This is a genomic window from Thermomonospora cellulosilytica (assembly GCF_014138835.1).
In the GTDB taxonomy this organism is placed as follows: domain Bacteria; phylum Actinomycetota; class Actinomycetes; order Streptosporangiales; family Streptosporangiaceae; genus Thermomonospora; species Thermomonospora amylolytica.
Genome location: NZ_JACJII010000001.1, coordinates 4,445,986 through 4,462,947 on the forward strand (window position 1 = coordinate 4,445,986; position 16,962 = coordinate 4,462,947).

The window sequence follows — 16,962 nt, forward strand, 5'->3', positions numbered from 1 at the left end:
ATGCGACTAAAGCATCCGGCCAATCCGCCGTCAACCCTCGCTTTTTCGTGCCTTCCGAGGTGGTGGGCCTAGCTGTGCATTCACGCCGCCCGGACCGGGAGTTCGAAACTTTCGAAGCCGTATGATCGTCGCCGAACTCATCTCCCCGGCACGCCTCTTCCGGCTCCCGGGGTCCGCCGCCCCGTGACGGTCACGGAAGCACGTTCACGCCGACCGTCCAGGCCACCGCCCGGTCGCGGTCGCCTTCCGGGAGCAACCCCAGGTGCAGGTCTCCGGTGCCGGGCCGTTCCGCCGTGAGGATCACCGCCGCCTCGATCCTCGTGCCGAGCCAGCGCCGGATTCCCTCATCGGGAGGGACGCCCCGGATCGCCGTGGCCTGGTCGGGGTATCCGGCCGGGACGGCGGCGTCGAAGTGCCCCGTGGCCGGTGGGCCGGGAACGAGAGACACGCCTGTCCGTGCCAGCGGCTGCTGTGGAACGCCGACGAGCAGTTCGGCGGAGAGGGGGCGGAGCAGCCCCTCCTCGATCGCAGGACCCCATGCGATCACCGTCACCCCCGCGCCGTCCCCGCCCACGCTGTGGGCGATGATCCGCGGCCGGACGGGGACTCCGGCACGGGCCTCGACGACGTCGTCACCACCGACATGCCCGAACCGTGCGGGCCCCGCGGCACTCCGGTCCTCGTCTCCCGCCCGGCGCACCCGGCGCTCGGCCACGACCGGGCGGTGCGCCTCGCCGCCGGGCCGCAACCGGTCGGCGTGCCAGCCGCACAGGCCGGCGATGCGGTCCAGGACCTCCTCCGCATAGACGGCCGGTTGCGTCCACGCGGTGGCGAGGTCGTCGAGTGATCCGCCGGGTCCGAGCAGACGCCCCCACACCGGGTGAGGGACGGGAGGGGGAGCGGCCACCGCGGGACCGCACCGCACGACCTGCCGGACGGTGCCGGCCTCGGCCACCAGCAGGGTCAGGATGTCGCTGTCCTCGACGTCGATTCCCACGGCGAGGTGGCCGGTGCGGGCCGACAGCCCGGCGGCTACCTCCTGGAGCAGCGCCGGATCAGCCGTCGGCGCGGGATCGCCGGCCACTCCCAGGACCTGCGGCCCGGCCTCGAACGTCGTGCAACGCGCCGGTGCGCCGTCGGCCTCCTGCCATCCGGTGTCGTGGAGCCAGCCGGCGACCGCCGCGTCGGCGTCCGCCGGCGGGCCGGCGATGAGGACGAGTGCGAAGTAGGAGCCCATGATCTAAGGGGTCACGAGGTTGGGGACGAACGTCGGCCAGAGCGGAGGGAACAGCGACGGGACCATGCGCACGCCCCGGTAGATCAGATACCCGACCCCGATGCCGACACCCGCGGCCGCCGCTCCCTTGGCCACGTCACGACCGGTGACCCCCTCCTCGGACGGCGCCGTCCGGGGCGCGGGAGCGGGAACGGGCGCGGGGGACGGCAGCCTGACGGGCCGGCGGACCCTGCGCCGCCTTCCCTTGGTGCAGTAGTAGAAGTAGAGGCCGCTGTCGGAGTAGACCCGCAACTGCTGTGCCGGGTCGCCGACGAACGGTTCCCCGGGGAAGGTGAACGACCACATCGGCACCGCCGGCAGTCCCGTGTGGGCGCTCCACGCGACCAGGTAGCCCGCCAGTTGCGCGGCGGCCAGGGGGCGCAGCCCGCGGCCGAGCCAGGACGCGGGCTTGATCTCCCCGATCTCGTCCATCGCGGGGATGCGCCTGCGGAACAGGTCCGCGCGGCCGTCTCCGGGAATGGCGACCTCGCCTTCGCAGTACGGGGACGTCACTGTGCAGGTGCCCTCGATCTGGTAGTGGGCCATGATCCCGATCATCCCCGGCGTCAGGCCCGGTACATGGCAGCCCGCCACGGTCGCCCGTTGCAGGGGCCTGCCCATGAGCTGCGCCTGGGACAGCAGGGGATCCGTCACAGACGCCTTCATGGCGACCGCGCCGCCCGATGGTGCGGGAAAGGCCTCGTGCTCGGGGATGAGCGCCAACCGCGCGACCCCCTCCTCGGCCGCCAACTCGGCCATCAGGGCCAGCAGATCGGGAACGGTGTCGGCCTCACCGAGGAACGGCAGCCCGTAGGGCGAGTCCTCGGTGCCGACGCGTTCGGCCTCTCCTCGGGGAGTTGCGGGATCGCCGAGGCGCTGAACCCCGCCGAGGTCTCCGGTCACCGTCGAGACCCGGAAGCGGCGACCGTGCTCGAAGGCCCGCCCGCCCGCGTCGGCCTCACGCTCGTACGCGTCACCGTCGCCCCTCAGGGCCGACCGCGACAGGCCCCGGCGCTGCTGGACGACGTGGGTGAGCTCGTGACCGAGCAGGCGCAGCCCACCGCGGACGTCCGTGCCCGGCCCGGCGGGACCGAGGTAGATGTCCTCTCCCACCGTGAACGCCCGCGCCGCGAGCCTGCTCGAGGCGTTCCTCGCCGCGGCGTCATTGTGGATCCGGACGTTCCCCAGATCGGTGCCGAACACCGTCTCGGCCCGCTGCCGCAGGGGCGCCTGCAGGGGCCGGCTCGCCTGCGCGCCGAACAGCCGGAGGGCGGCGTTCCCGGCCTCCGGTTCCGGCCGGCTCAGCTGGGAGATCCGGTCGGCGAGCCGGTCCGCCACCTGCTCGAGCGAACCGTCCGGTGTTCCCGTCCGGGCATCGGACGACAGGTCCGCCACCGGTTCACCGGAGGCACGGGCGTCGTGGCCGAGCCGTTCGGCGCGGCATCGCGAGCACTCGCCGCCCGATGGCGAGCAGCACTGGAGCGCACCGCCGGTCACGAGGGGAGCAGGCGGGCCGGACAGCGCCTGCGGCGGTGGCCGGCCCGGCATGACGGCCATGCGATCGTCCGCGTTCGGCGTCGTCGTCTGGATCGCCAGGTTGCCCGTCTGCCGCTGTAGCCGGAACAAGGGGCCGGATCCGGCCGCCAGGGTGCGGGAAACCGCGGCGGACCGGCGGAGCGGATCGCGCCGCCGCTCACGGGTGATCTCGTGACCTGCTCTCATGACGGGCTCCTCGGCATGTCAGTCGTCGTTCTCCGGCACGACCGCGATGGCGAGCACGCCTCTGAACAGGCCGCCGGTGCTCACCTTCGTCTGCGTTCCGCTCACGGGATCGATGCGGATCACCCCGCCCTCTTCGCCGGCGACGGCCATGTCGGCGACCAGGACGGTGCCGTCGGCCTCGACGGCGGCGGCCACCGGCATGTGGAGAAGGCCACCGTGGGACAGTGTGGTCTGTTCTCCACTGCCCGGGTCCACTCGGAGGACCCTGCCGCCCTCGGCGGAACCCGAGTCGGTGATCAGGATCCCGCCGCCCGGTTCCACGGCCATCCCCATCGGGGTGGTGCTCTCGTCGAACGATGTCAAGATCGTCTGGGCGCCGGTGGCCGGGTCGACGCGGGTCAGGTCGAAGGGCGGCTCCCCGAGTTTCAGCAGCAGGATCGTGCCCCCGGCCTCGGCGGCGATCTTCTGCACGCCCGAGACCTGATCGCCCGAGGCGAGCGGGGTCTGCGCTCCGGTGCCCGGGTCCACCCGGAGGATCCCGCCGGTCCCGAACTCGTCGCTGCACAGGACGACGATCGTGCCGCCGGCTTCGCCGGACAGGTCCAACAGCTGCGCGGAGACGATGACCACGACGCTCTGTTCGCCGGTCACCGGATCCACCCTGATGACCTTGTTCTCCCCGTCGTCGCCGACCAGGATCGTCCCGTCGGCGTCGAGGAGCACGCTGCAGGGTCGCTGGACGAATCCGCCGGAGGAGACTTTCGTCTGTTCTCCGGTGGCCAGATCCACCCGGAACACTCCGCCGAGGGAGATCCCTGTCTCGTCCGGTTCACCCGCCTTGGTGGCGGCGACGATGACCGTGCCGCGGGCGAGTCGGCGGGTGGTGGTGGCGGTGAGGGTGATCTGCCGGTTGTGCCCGGCGGTCGGCTGTGCGGTGGTGTCGTTGCTGGTGATCGAGTGATCGGCGCTGGAGGTGCCGGGTGTGTGCGGGGCGGTGAAGGTCACCTCCAGGTCTCCGCAGGCGTTGGGTTCGATCTCCTCGGGGACTGCGGTGAGGGCGAAGCCCGGTCCGGGCTGGGTTCCCTCCTTGTCTGTGATGGTGAGGGTTCCGGTGCCCAGGTTGGCGATCTGGGTTTGTTGGGTGCTGGTCTGTCCGGCCTCCACGTCGAAGGTGAGGCCGGTGGGTGCGTCGATCCAGGGCTGGCGGGTTTCGGGGTCGTTGTCGGCGACGACCCAGGTGAATGCGTGCGCTGTCGTCTGGTCGTGGTTGACCAGTTGGATCTTCCATTGGCTGCCGCGGGTGTAGACGAAGGCCCGGACCAGGTACACGTCCCCGGGTTCGGCCTGCATCGTCGCGTCGGCGACCGCGGTGCCGGTCCCGCCCGGTCCGTTGAAGATCGACGCGGTTTCGGGGAAGCGGGGCACCTCGACGGGGTCTCCGTCGCCCGCTTTCAGCTTGATGCCGGGGTCGGGGGCGCCGGAGGGGGCGCATCCGGTGCCGGTCTTGACCACCCGGATGAACATGGTGTCCAGTCCCGTGGAGGCGTCCGTTCCGACCAGTTCATCGATCGGTTTCAGCGGGCTCTCTCCGCCCGCCGCCACGCTCAGCGGGGCGGTCTGCGGTCTGGGATGAACGTGGAACATTCCCTCATCCCCATCGAGGTCGGGAACGGCGCGGTGGTCAGTCCGCATGGATGAGCTGGGACAGCATCCACCATGTGGACGGGGTGCTGATCGCTCCGTGGCCGTGGATGGTCCGGCTGGCGTCGATGCCGTAGACCTGCGGTGCGTCCGCGCCGAGCCGGTAGGGGACTCCCGGGTCGTTGACCTCGGTGAGCCGGATCCTGTCGCCCAGGGGGCGAGGCCCGAAGCCGCCCAGCGCGGCATAGCGGTTGGGCGGCCCTTCTTCTTCCCGGAGGGTCTCCATTTCGCCCACGTCCTGCCCGCGCCGCAGGGCATGGTGGAACCACTGGGTGAGCGGCTCGTCACGCCGGCTGAACGTGGACAGGATGGGCAGCTCGACGCGCTCGGGCGCCGCCGCGTATCCACCTGGCCGGGTCGTCTCGGGCACCGGTGAAGCGAAGCACAGGTGAGAGACCGCGGGCTGCAGAAGCAGGACGGAACGCACCGTCGAGGACGTTCCGGGCGCGCACAGGCCGGACAGCACGACCTTGGCTCCGAACGAGTGCCCGACGAGGTGGACTCGCACGTCCGGGACCGCGAGTTCCTCCAGCAGGGGAGCGAGCCCGCGCGTCCCCACGACGCCCGCCCGGTCCTTCATCAACCACACGGAGGCGGCGCGCACGATCTCCCGGGGGTCGAACCGGCGCAGGAGCCCGGCGCCTTCCAGTTGGGTCGCCTGCTCCGGTCCACCGGGGCCGGCCATGGGGTCGGCTCGGACGTCCGGGTCCGTCGCCCAGGCGGCGAGGACGTCGTCCGGGTGGGTCGGGGTCGTCTCTCCGACCTCCGTGTCGTCGGCGGCCAGCAGCGGGAGGAAGAGCTCGGCCATTTCTCTCGCCTCGTCGTCCAGGAGATACTCCTGTTGCGCGAGCTCGTAGAAGCGGGTCGCCGCGTCGTCGGCGAGCCAGTCGCCGAGTTCGGCGACCTCGTCGCGCTCGGCCGCCACCGTCTCGTCCTCCCCGGCCGGCGCCGTCGTCTCGAAGGCGGGCCGGACGCTCTCCGCCAGGAGCTTGCTCGGCCAGAACAGACCTATCAGCAGAGCCCTCTTCGGGGCCTTTCCCGGTGGGCGTTCCATCACCTGGCCGAGATAGCCCTGGATGAAGTCGCCGTACCGGTCGGTCGCCTGCACCCAGTCGTTGTTCCAGCCGTGCGAGAAGATCACGACATCGGTGAACTCCCTGCTCCGCACCCTCGCCGTCACCTCCGCGGCGGTGCGCGGGCCGGTGCAGCGCCCGGCCTTGTCGAAGGGAACGATGTACCAGGGGATCTTCCCCCCGGGACCGTCGAGCAGGCGGTAGGGCCCGCTCAGCAGTCGCTCCATTGACCTGACCTCCTCCCAGGGCGTCCCTTGGCGCTTTCACCTCGAGACGGCGGCGCCCCCTTTTTTCAGAGCACCAGGTCTTCGGGACGGATGAGTTCACGGGGCAGCGGTGCGGTCTCCAGCCGTTCGAGCGGATCGCCCTCGATGTAGGGGTCGACGTTCAGGCCGGTGAGGGATGCGATGCGCCGGACGGGCACCTGGAACGTCCGGTAGGCGCCGTAGGAGAAGGCCTCCTTGGTGGGCAGTTCGTCGAGCAGGGCCGCCTGGCTGAGCAGATAACCGGTCGCCGACAGGGCGCCGGACTCGGTGACCATCGCGACGATCTTCCAGAACTGGCGTGGCAGCTGGACGCCGCGGTAGGCGTCGTCGTCGGGGGCCAGGACCGGCCCGGTGAGCACGCTGATGGTCAGGTCGTGGTTGTCGACGTTGTGCAGGATGTAGTCCTCCAGCCCGGCCCACAGCGTCTGGCCCGCGTTGAAGGCGTGGTGCTGCGGGGTGGCGTTGGTGAAGTGGAAGGTGTCGTCGTTGGCCGCTTTGACCTGGGCGTTGTTGGTGCCCCAGGCGGGGTCGAGACGGCGCACCAGGTGCCCGCGGTCCAGGTCGTTGTCGCGGTAGACGGCCTCGCCCGTCTGTTCCGCGGCCGGCAGGCGTGGGTCCAGGATCCAGCGGTCGCTCTCCCGCCGCGGCCGCCGGGAGAGCTTCCCGTCGATGTTGCAGGCGGTGAACAGCGCGAGCCTCCGCCGGCGGTGCATGACGACGCTGAAGTGGTGATAGCGCAGCTCGGGGGAGACGACCGCGGCCAGTTCGGGCGACGGCACGGGCAGCGGCAGCGGGTGGGCCAGGAACGCCGGGTCGTAGCCCTCACGGGTGGTGTAGTCGGGGTCGATGGAGATCGCCTCGGGCGCCTCCGGTGCGGGCGCCGTGCCGGCGAGCCGGACGGTGATCTCCAGCGGGACCTGGACGGTGACCCCGCCGTCCGCCATGGTCGTCGAGCTTTCCGCGATGACGGGCCTCTGGACGGACGGCTGGACGGGCGGCTGCGCGACCGCGGGGGCCGCGTCCGTGGCGGGAGGCCGGACGGATGCGGCCTGCTCGATCCGTTCGGGGGCGAACATCTGGTCGACGAGCGCGCGTTGCGGATCAGGCAGTTCCGCCCGGCGCACGAACGCGCAGATCCGGCTGATGCGGACCCCCTCGTTGATGAACGCGCCGAGGTCGCCGTCGCCGGACGCGCGCACGCTGGCATGGTGGAGCGCGACGACCTCCCACTGGTCGTTGAACACCGGTGAGCCGGACGAGCCCGGTTCGGTGTCGGCCGCGTAGTGCAGGAAGTCGTCGGGAACGTCGACGATCCGGTTCTCGCGGAGCGCCACCTGCTTCTTGTCGCCGCGAGGGTGCTGGACGATCGTGACGAACTCCCCGACGATCACCTTGCCCTCGGTCTCGATCAGCCGGTTGAACCCGAACGCCGCCAGGTCGGCCGCCGGTGCCCTGACCGCGACCAGCGCGAAGTCGCGCTCGTCGTCGGCGAGGTAGAACCGGTCCGGGTCGAGCGGATGCACGATGGCCTGCAGGGGCCTGCCGTCGATCCCGTCCTGGTAGTTGAACTCGATCACGCTGCTGCGGGCGGTGTCGGCGTCGGGCAGCACGTGGTGGTTGGTCAGCAGCAGCGCCGGGGACACCAGCGACCCGGTGCCGAAACCGGTCAGCCGCCCCCGGTCGTCGCGGATGTTGACCCGCCCCACGGCGCGTGCCGCGGCCACCCCTGCGTCGAGGTAGCGAACGCCCACGTAGTCGACCGTGTTGATGATCCTCTCCAGTTGCGGGCCGGGATCCTGCGGGTCGAGTTCCAGCAGGTCGCCGTCCCCCTGGAACCGGCTGAGCCGGTCGATGCGCTTGCGGATGCGCTCCGGGGTGTCGGCGGTGGCCACACCGCCGGGCGACGCCAGCGCCGCCTCCCGCTCGTGCCGGGAGGCGGCCCGTTCGGCCACCCGCCGCGCGGTCTGCTCGCGCTGATATTCGTATTCCTTCTCGTAGGGCTCCATCGTCGCCCCTCCGTTCCTGGCCGCCGATGATCCGGTGACGATCCGACCGATGGCCGTCAGCCGGTTCGGCGGTGGAAGATCCGGTTGTGTTCTCGGAGCGTCCGCCGCGCCCGGTGGCCGAGTCCTGTGGCCTGGCGGGCTCCGCCGGCTGCCGCCGTTGCCGAACTGCAATGACAGCGGTGCGCATCGACGATGACCGTCCGTCTTGGACCTGCCGGCGGCGGAATTCCCTCTGCTCGTCTCGCCGGTTTTCCGAACAGCCGAGGAGATCGCGTTCCGGGAACGGCTCTGCGGGCGGTTGCGCGTTGTGCGGTTCGCCCGCGGCGGGTCCGGCGGAGCGGACGTCGGTCCCGGCGGGCACCGGGCGCGTGTTCGCTCGGTATCCGTGCCGGAGGCGCACATCGGGACGGCGTTCTGTCCGCACTCCCCAGGTCACAGAATCAGGAGAAGTCCGTCGTCCATCTGCGGTGATCGGCGGAACGACGCGCTCGGGGGAAAGGCCAGGGTGCGCCGGCCGTGTGGACCGATGACGAGATTCCTCGGCCGCCCCGAGCGCTTCTGTGCGTTCGTCTCCACCGAGTACGGACTTTCTTCCCCGTGCGATCCGGCGCGTGGAGAAGTCTCATTCCACCGTCGTTGCCGATCGTTCACGTTCATGTAATTTGCGCTTTGCCCGGGACGGCTGCTCGGGCGCCGCCCCTGTCCGCCCGAGGCGTCCGGGGAGGCGGTCCACCGGAGGCGCTCCCTGTATGGATATTTCCACGTTTGCGCACGGGTGTCGGCCGGGCAACCGGCTTTGCCGAACAAGTGTCCGGTATTGACAGAGGATCAACCCCGCTGTTGGTGACACTGTGTCCGCTGCGGTCAACATTTCAAGCACTCGCATAAATCGGCGCACGGGGAGAAGCGTTCGGCGCCATTGACGTACGGAGCCGCCCACTTCCGCTCGCCGGGGGCGGACACCACGCCGCGGGAGACGCCGGTGTCCTCGGCTCACTCCTGGACGGGTGAGGGCGGGGGCCGGTGGCCGAGGGCGGCGAGCAGGCCGGTCATGGCGGCGATCTCCTTGTGCTGCTCGGCGGTCATGTGGGTGGCGAGGGCGCGCACCTGGGGGTGCGCGGCGTTCCGGGCGGCGGCGGTGGTCATGATCAGGCCGCCCTGGTGGTGGCGGATCATGAGCCGCAGGAACAGCACGTCCGCGTCCTTGCCGGTGACCCGGCCCAGGCGGTCGATCTCCTGCTGGGAGGCCGTTCCCGGCATGGTGGCGCCGGTGGTCCGGCGGTGGCCGGGATGGTCGGCGTTCATCCAGGTCATCGGGGGACCGGAGGGCGTCTGGGGGGCGTTCCAGAGGGCGAGCCAGCCCTGCATGTGGCCGATCTCCTTGATCTGGTCGAGTTCGATCGCGGTGGCGAGCCGGGCCACGGGCGGGCTCACCCGGCCGCGCACCGTCTGGGCCATGGTGACGGCCTGCTGGTGGTGGGCGACCATGTCCTGGCTGAAGCCGATGTCCACCGCGTCCCCCGCGGGGACCCGTACCGCGGTGGGCGCGGGCCCGCCGGGCAGCAGCATCACCGCGCCCGCCCCGATCACCATGAACGCCAGGGCCGGCAGGATCCGGCCGAGGCCGCGGGCCCGGCTCATCGCAGGGGTAGGCGCCGTTGGTGAAGCGCAGCAGCAGGGCGCCGTTGTCGTCGCAGGAGACCCACAGCCTGTCGCCGTCGAAGCGCGGCGGCGACATGCACCAGTCGGCGGTCATGTCCGTCTCGCCGAAGTACGGCGGCGGCTTGTCGGGGTGGTTCTCCAGTATGTCGGTGAACGACGTGCCGAACGGGACGAAGGCGTGCGCCGAGTTGACCAGCCGAGAGCGCTCGCCGACCTGGGCGGGCGGGTTGAAGTAGGCGATCTCCCGGGGCCGGTGCAGGTCGCGGACGTCGAACACCCGGATCCCCGACTGGGTCCAGCCGCAGGCCAGGGCGGTGGGGTCGGTGAGCCGGTCCAGGGTGCAGTAGTGGGAGTCGTAGCCGAAGATGCCGTTCCTGGCGGTGTCGGCCCCGCGCAGCGCCACGTGCTCGGGCCGGTTGATCTCCAGCTTGAGCTGCCGTACGGTCACCGGCCGCCGCTCGTCGGAGAGGTTCAGGATCCGTACCCCGCCCGAGCCCAGCTCGTCGACGGCCAGCAGGTAGGGGCGGCCCCGGTCGGTGAACGGGACGAGGTGCTGGGTGACCAGCCCGTCGGACCAGGTGGTCTCCGAGATGCGGCGCAGCCGCGGGTGCGGCTTGCGGCGCTGGACGTCGGTGGCGTCGAAGGTGATGAAGCCGGCCGGAAGATCGGCGACATGGATCCGGTCGCCGTCACGGCTCACCCCGACGCCGTGGTTGGCGATGCCGGTGATGCCGTTGTAGATCACCCGGGGTTTGCGCGGGTCGGTCATGTCGAGCGCGGCGATGGTGCCGCCCACCGTCCCGGTCGTCCAGTAGGTGCGCCCGTCCGGCGACCAGCCCGCCTCGTGGCCGGGGAACAGGCCCGGCATCGTCAGCCTGGTGCCGTTGATCCCGTTGAGCAGCCGGGGACGGCGGCAGTCGGTCCTGACGTCGTACACGGAGACGAAGAACCCGCCGCTCACCAGGCCGACCGAGACCGCCGCCAGCAGCCCGCGGCCCTCGTGGACCTTGAGCGTCTCCCAGGTGCCGCCGAGCGTGGCCGGGCTGACCAGCGAGTCGGTCAGCTTCGGCCGCTCGGGGTCGGACATGTCGATGACGTTGACGCCCTTGTTCCTGGCGGTCACCGCGCTCGGCAGGATCGTGCCCAGGTACTGGCATTCGCCGTACGACGCGCCGACCGTGCCCTGTCCCTGCCCCTGGTAGCGGCTGACCAGCTCCAGGTTGCACCAGTAGCCCCGCCGGCTGCGGCCGTTCCGGCGATCCTGCAACGGGACCTGGCCCTGCAGGCCCGTTTCCGGAGCCGACCCCGGCCCGCAGTGCGCCCGCGGCACCCTCGTGTCCACCGGTGCGCTCGCCGCCGCCCGCCCGGCTCCACCGGCCGTCAGCGACACGGCGACCGCGGCCACGGCCACCATCCCGACCGCCCGCGTCCCCGCCCGCCGGTTCCGCCGAGGATCTCGCTCGCCCCTGACCGGCTCATCGGCGGCGATCGGCATGGTCCACCGGATCAGAGGGCTCATGGCGGCTCCTCGGCAGTAAGTTTCTCGCGAGTAACGTAAGCTTTTCATTGTTCGCCGACAAGACCTGGATTTCGCCGGATTCCCCTGGCGGAGGCGGAGTCCGCCGACCCGCGACGCGATTGCTCGGAATGGCCCTGGTCCGGCAGGACTCCGGTGAGCGCCAAGGGTCGCGCGAGGTGGCCGCAAAGGGTGTTCAGGGCTTTCCTTGCGTCGGCCGGACCGCCTCAGGATCATTTCTCGGGCGATGCGCAAAACGGCGGCATGGAACGGTGCGTTCGCCTTTTCGGCGGCCGCCCGTCGCAGGCGGAAACCGTCGCGGACCGGAGCGGCCGGCCGTGCTGGCCACGAGCGTCGTCGGCGCCAGGGGCGGCTGGCGAACGAGGAAGACCTCCGGTGTGGTGGAAAGCTCCGCGCCGGAGGTCTTCGGGAGTGTGGGGCGGCGGCCGGGTCGTGCGGAATCTGTGGGCGCCGCCGGTGTTGCACCCGGTATGAGCGGGCTGCTGCGGGATGTCAGGTTCTCTGTGCTGGACCGTTCCCGGATCCGGCGGGGGCGGCGGGCGGAGGAGGCCGTGCGGGACACGGTGGTGTTCGCGCGGCAGGCCGAGGAACTGGGGTTCCACCGGTTCTGGGTGGCGGAGCACCACAGCGTGCCCGGGGTGGCGGGGTCCGCGCCGACGGTGCTGGCGGCGGCCGTCGCGGCGGCGACGTCCCGGATCCGGGTCGGGACGGGCGGGGTGATGCTGCCCAACCATCCGCCGTTGGTGGTCGCCGAGCAGTTCGGGGTCCTGGAGGCGCTGTTCCCGGGGCGGATCGACATGGGGCTGGGGCGTTCGGTGGGCTTCACCTCGGGGGTCCGGCGGGCCTTGGGGCACGGCAAGGAGGACGCCGACCGGTTCGGCGAGCGGCTGGCCGAACTGCTGGGGTACTTCCGGGGCGACCAGCGGGCGCATCCGGGGGTCCACGCGTGGCCGGGGGAGGGGCTGGCGGTGTCACCGTTCCTCCTGGCCACCGGGGCGGGGGCGGACATCGCGGCGGACTTCGGGCTGCCCCTGGTGATCGCGGCCGCGTTCGGTGAGGACCGGATGCCGGCGGCCATCGACCGGTACCGTGCGCGGTTCCGGCCGTCGCTGTGGAGGGCGCGGCCCTACGTGGTGGTGTCGGGAACGGTGGCGGTGGCGGAGACCACGCAGGCGGCGCGGCGGCTGCTGGTGCCGGAGGCGTGGGCGACGGCGTACTCCCGTACAAGGGGCGACTTCCCGCCGCTGTCGCCGGCCGAGGAGGTGCTGTCGATGGAGATGACCGCCAAGGAACGCGCCCTGTTCGAGGAGGCGATGCAGGGCCACATCCACGGCACCGAGGACGAGGTCGCCGGGGCCTTGGAGAAGCTGATCGACCGCAGCGGCGCCGACGAGATCCTGGTCCACACCAGCACGTTCGACCGCGCGGAGATGCTCGACTCCCACCGTAGGCTGGCCAGGCTGGCCGGACTGTCCCGGTCGGGCTGAGGCCCGTGTCCTCGACCGGCGTTCCCTCAGGCCAGGGCGGGGGCCAGGCCGGGGACGGCGATGAGGAGGACGCCCAGGGCGATCAGCCCGGCGCCGAACAGGCGGCTCAGCGTCTCGCCGTGCGGAAGGGCCTTCTCGGCGAGCACCACCGCGGCGATGGCGCCCATCCAGACCAGGCTCATCATCCCGGCGGCGAGCAGGAGGACCATCAGCGCCCAGCAGCATCCCAGGCAGAAGGCGCCGTGATGGACGCCGACCCGCAGCGCACCGGTGCGGCTGCCCACGATCCGCTCCCCGTGCCGCACGAGGACGGCCAGCGGTGACCGGCATCGCCGCAGGCAGACGCGTTTGAGCGGGGTGAGCTGATAGACGCCCGCCACCAGCGGGACCGCGGCGCCCACCCGGGCGGCGGTCATCGGGTCGCCCGCCGTCACGGCCTCCTGGAAACCGAGGAAGACCCCGTACGCCGCCACCCCCGCGGCGGCCCAGACGGCGAGGTAACCGGTCACCAGCGCGTACACCACCACGCCCGGGTCGCCGCGCCGGCGCACCAGCCGGTCCAGCCGGACGATCACCGGGGTCACCGCGGGCAGCATCATCGCCGCCGTCATCACCAGCCAGACGCCGAGGAACACGCCGGCGCCCATGGCGTGCTCCATCGGCATCGGCGCCATGTCGTGGGCGGAGCGATGCCCCTGGGCGGCGCCGGTGAGGATTCCCACCCGCATGTCCGGTGCGGCCAGCCGGTGCGCCATCAGCCAGGCGGCCGCCGACAGGGCCAGGAGCACGGCGACGAAGACGAGTTCGTGCGCCGGCGGTCTCCGCAGGCGGGCGGGGCCGGCCGCCGTTCTCATCCGGGTCCGCTCCAGTCGAACGTGATGTGCTTGCTGGACCGCCCTTCCCGCGCGATGTCGAACCCGAAGGCGTCGACGCGGTAGGACAGCGCGCGGCCCCAGGTGGCGACCTGGCCCGGCCCGGTCTCGCAACCGGGGAGGTTGGTGCTCTGCACCCGGGCGCCCTCCGGTGTGACCGGCCCGGACAGGGCCTCGGCCCTCGCCTCGACCCGGCCGGGGACCTCGGCGCCCCAGGCGGCCAGGTCGTCGTCGACCGAGATCCGGACCGGCGCGAACTCCAGCCCCCGCATCTCCGGATGGAACATGGCCACGAACTGGCCGGGCCATCCGCCGGCCTGCCCGCCGAAGATCATCTGCAGGGCCTCGCGCTGCGCCTCGTCGGCCCGTTCGTCCATGAACACGGCGGCGTAGGGCTCGGAGTGCGCGCCCTCCCACACGTTCCCCACGAACGACCCGATCATCAGGACGTTCAGGCCGTCCAGGACCACGTCCCCGAAACGCCCCTCGCGGATGTGCCATGCCAGGACGCCGTCACAGTCGCCGTACGTGGGAGCCTGCGCGAACGTGCACGGACAGGGGATGTCGCACTTGCAGGCGTCGAACCAGTCTCCGGCGACGTGCCACTGCGGTATCGCTGCTGTCCGGGTCATGATTCCCCCTCGGCCCGCACCACTGCCGGGGGAACGGCACACCGTGCCCGTGCAGAGCAGACGCGGAGGGGACATGCCGCCGCGGCGGCGACGCGGGCCTGTGGACGAGATATGACAGAGCTTGTCAAGACCCATTCGCAAGTCTCGCACAGCGTCCGTACGGCGACCAGGCGACGACGGGTAAAGCCTGCCTTTCGCGCCCGGCGGGGCCTGCCTTGAGGGCAGCCCGTCCCGGCGGGTGGTGCTGGCCCCACCATCGAGTGGCGAGGTCGCACCACTGATCTTGGCGGCCGGGACGGGTTGGCTTGACACAGGCGGGGTCGCGGGATCCGCCGGTCGGCCACTGTGGGGGAAGCGATGGTTCAGGGCGTCGTCTCAGCCGGTCATCCGTCCGTTCGGAGGGGCCCCGGCCGGACGCCCGCCGTTGGCCGCGGGAGTGCCCGGCCATGGGCGGGGCGGAGCCGGGCCGTCGTGTGGGCGGTGGTCGGGGGCCTGCTCGCGGCGGGTACGGGCCTGGTGCTGTCCAACGGTGAGGCGGCCGCCACGGTGTCCGGGGCGGCGGGGGCCCTGGCCGACGTGCACTGGGCCGTGGTGCCCGTGCTGGCGGTGCTGGTGGGCGTGCATTTCTGGTTCTCCGCCGTGGCCCTGGGCGGTGCCGCCGGGCGGCGTCTGCCCCTGCTGCACGCGACCATGGCCCAGTTCACCGCCGCGACGGCGAACAGGATCACCGGGGGCGGCGTCGGCACCGTGGCGGTCAACGCGCGCTACCTGTCCGCCCGAGGGGTCCCGGCGTCCCACGCGCTGACCGTGGCCGGCGTTCTCCAGGTCGGCGGCGCGTTCGCCGACCTGATCCTGTTCGCGGTGATGCTCCCGGTCGCGATGACCGCCGGTGACGGCCTTCTGCTGGCGCACCTGGGGGAGCACCTGCGCGACATGGCCCGCCCGCTGCTCATCGTCGCCGCCGTCGCCGCGATCCCGGCCGGAGCGGCGGTCTGGCTGCTGCGCGAGAAGCTGTCCGGCCCCGTCACCGCCGGAGCGCGGCTGCTGCGGCGTCCCCGCGATCTGGCGGTCATGCTGGCCGCATCCGCCGCCACCACCCTGGTCATGGGGGTGGCGTTCGCGCTCAGCATGCTGGCGGTCCCCGGCGCCGTCTCCTGGGACCAGTTCGGCACCCTGATCGTGGTCTACATGATCGGCGCCGCCGCCGGGGGCGTCGTACCGGGGCCGGGCGGTCTCGGCTCCACCGAAGCGGCGCTCGTGGCGCTTCTCGCCGCCACCGGAGTGGAGACCGCCGGCGCCCTGTCGGGCGTCCTCGTCTTCCGCGCCGTCACCCACTGGGCGCCCGTCCCCATCGGCCTCCTGGCGGTCGCGACCGTCGGCAACCGCCGCAGGATCGCTCCGGCATCCGTGGAGGTCCCGGAGCAGAGACCTGCCAAAGCGGTCCGCTCGGCGGCGTGAGGGCGTTCGGTCGGATCCGGCCAAGTCCCGCGATGCGCTGAGACGAGGTCAACCGCGTCCGGGTGTGACCCGTCCCACATGCGGTTGGCGAACCGCAGGGAACGTCGTGGCGACCACGCGCGGCCGGCCCTGCCGAAAGGGGCAAGAACATGAGGACCGCGTTTCCACGGGGCCTTGCGGCCGTCGTGCTGGCCGCCGGGCTGACGGCGACGGCCACGCCCGCGACGGCCGCACCGGCGGCCACGGACCGGCACGGCTGGGCGCTCCACTCGGCGGGGCGGCTTCCCGGCTCCTACTTCAGCGCGATCGCCTCGTCCCGGCCGTGGGACGCCTGGGCGGCGGGTCACCAGGTCGACGGCACGGGCCGGGCGCGGGGCGTGCTGCTGCACTGGCAGGGACGGCAGTGGAACCGCGTGCCCGCCGCAGGGCTCCCCAAGGTCTCGTACTGGCATTCGGTGGCCACGTCCTCGCCCCGCAACGTGTGGGTGTACGGGTGGAGCCAGACCAGGCAGAGCATGGCGCACTTCGACGGGCGGCGCTGGCGCGAGGTGGCCATGCCCGACGACATGGTGACCCACGGCTTCGCCAAGCTCGCCGTCGCACCCGGGGCAACCTGGCTGGCGAGCGAGCGGTGGGCGGCGCGCCGGGTCCGCGGCGGCTGGCGTTCGACGTCGTTCCCCCAGGGCGTGACCGTCACCTCCATCGACGCGCGGTCGGCCAGGGAGGTCTGGGTGGCCGGTTACCGCCATGCCCCCGGCGAGCCGGTCCAGCCGTACGCCGCCCGCTGGAACGGCAGGACGTTCGTGCCCGTCGCCACTCCCGACAACGGCCTGGTGGTCAGGGACCTGTACGTGGACCGGCGCAACAACGTGTGGCTCGTGGGCCAGATCCCGCAGGGCTGGGAGGACCACCGGCCCGCCGTACTGCACTGGGACGGGCGCCGCTGGCGGGACCTCGGCCTGCCCGACCAGAACCAGTGGCCGGAGGCCGTCAGCGTCGCCCGGGACGGCACGGTATGGGTCACCGGGGACCCCGAGGGCTTCGAGGGACCGGCGACCTTCTGGGGCCATGACGGCAGGCGCTGGCGGACGGTGACCGCCGAGCTGCCGCGCGGCGCCTTCGCCCCCCGCATCGCGGGGCTGGCCCCGATCCCGGGGACGAACCGGATGTGGGCCGTGGGCGGCTACGAGGTGGTCGTGGGCGAGGGCTCCTCGCAGAGTTACGAGTCCTTCCACGTGTACCGCTGAGGGTCATTCTTCGGCAAAAACCA

13 protein-coding genes are annotated in these 16,962 nt (G+C 72.0%); 5 read left to right on the forward strand and 8 right to left on the reverse strand.

Going from position 1 to position 16,962, the window contains the following annotated elements; translation table 11 throughout:
* Positions 1-190: 190 nt before the first annotated feature.
* The 6 genes from HNR21_RS20885 to HNR21_RS20910 all read right to left on the reverse strand — a co-directional run bounded on the left by HNR21_RS20885 (position 191) and on the right by HNR21_RS20910 (position 9,685).
* Positions 191-1,237, reverse strand: coding sequence for a hypothetical protein (locus HNR21_RS20885; protein WP_182706508.1), 1,047 nt, complete (start codon positions 1,235-1,237; stop codon positions 191-193).
* A gap of 3 nt (positions 1,238-1,240) precedes the next feature.
* Positions 1,241-2,998: an eCIS core domain-containing protein gene (locus tag HNR21_RS20890; RefSeq protein WP_182706509.1), complete on the reverse strand. Its 1,758-nt coding sequence runs from the start codon at positions 2,996-2,998 to the stop codon at positions 1,241-1,243.
* Positions 2,999-3,016: 18 nt separating this feature from the next.
* Positions 3,017-4,642 carry a hypothetical protein gene (locus HNR21_RS20895; RefSeq protein ID WP_182706510.1) on the reverse strand — a complete coding sequence of 542 codons (1,626 nt, stop codon included), beginning with the start codon at positions 4,640-4,642 and terminating at the stop codon, positions 3,017-3,019.
* 37 nt (positions 4,643-4,679) lie between these two features.
* The gene (locus HNR21_RS20900) at positions 4,680-5,999 is read right to left on the reverse strand and encodes a hypothetical protein (protein WP_182706511.1); all 1,320 of its coding nucleotides are present in this window, start codon (positions 5,997-5,999) and stop codon (positions 4,680-4,682) included.
* Between the two features lie 65 nt (positions 6,000-6,064).
* Positions 6,065-8,044 (reverse strand): DNA/RNA non-specific endonuclease, encoded by a 1,980-nt coding sequence (locus HNR21_RS20905; RefSeq protein WP_182706512.1) that lies wholly within the window; start codon positions 8,042-8,044, stop codon positions 6,065-6,067.
* A 993-nt stretch (positions 8,045-9,037) separates the two neighbouring features.
* A complete protein-coding gene (locus HNR21_RS20910; protein ID WP_182706513.1) occupies positions 9,038-9,685 on the reverse strand; it encodes a DUF305 domain-containing protein in 648 nt (215 codons plus the stop codon).
* Between the two features lie 20 nt (positions 9,686-9,705).
* Between HNR21_RS20910 and HNR21_RS20915 the strand changes: the two genes are divergently transcribed.
* The 3 genes from HNR21_RS20915 (at position 9,706) to HNR21_RS20925 (ending at position 12,730) form a co-directional block, all read left to right on the forward strand.
* On the forward strand, positions 9,706-9,942 hold the full coding sequence (locus tag HNR21_RS20915) for a hypothetical protein (RefSeq protein WP_182706514.1): 237 nt from the start codon (positions 9,706-9,708) through the stop codon (positions 9,940-9,942).
* A 642-nt stretch (positions 9,943-10,584) separates the two neighbouring features.
* On the forward strand, positions 10,585-10,908 hold the full coding sequence (locus HNR21_RS20920) for a hypothetical protein (RefSeq protein ID WP_182706515.1): 324 nt from the start codon (positions 10,585-10,587) through the stop codon (positions 10,906-10,908).
* An 805-nt stretch (positions 10,909-11,713) separates the two neighbouring features.
* Positions 11,714-12,730, forward strand: a complete 1,017-nt coding sequence (locus tag HNR21_RS20925; RefSeq protein WP_182706516.1) for an MsnO8 family LLM class oxidoreductase — start codon at positions 11,714-11,716, stop codon at positions 12,728-12,730.
* Positions 12,731-12,756: 26 nt separating this feature from the next.
* Here the strand turns inward: HNR21_RS20925 and HNR21_RS20930 are convergent, their stop codons facing one another.
* Together HNR21_RS20930 and HNR21_RS20935 are read right to left on the reverse strand one after the other, a co-directional pair.
* Complete coding sequence (locus HNR21_RS20930; protein WP_182706517.1) at positions 12,757-13,584, reverse strand: DUF2182 domain-containing protein; 828 nt, start codon at positions 13,582-13,584, stop codon at positions 12,757-12,759.
* A complete protein-coding gene (locus HNR21_RS20935) occupies positions 13,581-14,234 on the reverse strand; it encodes a DUF1326 domain-containing protein (protein WP_119730217.1) in 654 nt (217 codons plus the stop codon). The genes HNR21_RS20930 and HNR21_RS20935 overlap by 4 nt, the downstream gene beginning before the upstream one ends.
* A 471-nt stretch (positions 14,235-14,705) precedes the next feature.
* Between HNR21_RS20935 and HNR21_RS20940 the strand changes: the two genes are divergently transcribed.
* Together HNR21_RS20940 and HNR21_RS20945 are read left to right on the forward strand one after the other, a co-directional pair.
* Positions 14,706-15,692: a lysylphosphatidylglycerol synthase transmembrane domain-containing protein gene (locus HNR21_RS20940; RefSeq protein WP_182706518.1), complete on the forward strand. Its 987-nt coding sequence runs from the start codon at positions 14,706-14,708 to the stop codon at positions 15,690-15,692.
* A 149-nt stretch (positions 15,693-15,841) separates the two neighbouring features.
* Positions 15,842-16,939: a hypothetical protein gene (locus tag HNR21_RS20945; RefSeq protein ID WP_182706519.1), complete on the forward strand. Its 1,098-nt coding sequence runs from the start codon at positions 15,842-15,844 to the stop codon at positions 16,937-16,939.
* Positions 16,940-16,962 lie beyond the last annotated feature (23 nt).

Bases quoted from the DNA above. Each gene is read 5' to 3' on its own strand.
- HNR21_RS20885 (WP_182706508.1), bottom strand. From the start codon at position 1,237: ATGGGCTCCTACTTCGCACTCGTCCTCATCGCCGGCCCGCCGGCGGAC.
- HNR21_RS20930 (WP_182706517.1), bottom strand. From the start codon at position 13,584: ATGAGAACGGCGGCCGGCCCCGCCCGCCTGCGGAGACCGCCGGCGCAC.
- HNR21_RS20905 (WP_182706512.1), bottom strand. From the start codon at position 8,044: ATGGAGCCCTACGAGAAGGAATACGAATATCAGCGCGAGCAGACCGCG.
- HNR21_RS20900 (WP_182706511.1), bottom strand. From the start codon at position 5,999: ATGGAGCGACTGCTGAGCGGGCCCTACCGCCTGCTCGACGGTCCCGGG.
- HNR21_RS20895 (WP_182706510.1), bottom strand. From the start codon at position 4,642: ATGTTCCACGTTCATCCCAGACCGCAGACCGCCCCGCTGAGCGTGGCG.
- HNR21_RS20925 (WP_182706516.1), top strand. From the start codon at position 11,714: ATGAGCGGGCTGCTGCGGGATGTCAGGTTCTCTGTGCTGGACCGTTCC.
- HNR21_RS20945 (WP_182706519.1), top strand. From the start codon at position 15,842: ATGAGGACCGCGTTTCCACGGGGCCTTGCGGCCGTCGTGCTGGCCGCC.
- HNR21_RS20890 (WP_182706509.1), bottom strand. From the start codon at position 2,998: ATGAGAGCAGGTCACGAGATCACCCGTGAGCGGCGGCGCGATCCGCTC.
- HNR21_RS20935 (WP_119730217.1), bottom strand. From the start codon at position 14,234: ATGACCCGGACAGCAGCGATACCGCAGTGGCACGTCGCCGGAGACTGG.
- HNR21_RS20910 (WP_182706513.1), bottom strand. From the start codon at position 9,685: ATGAGCCGGGCCCGCGGCCTCGGCCGGATCCTGCCGGCCCTGGCGTTC.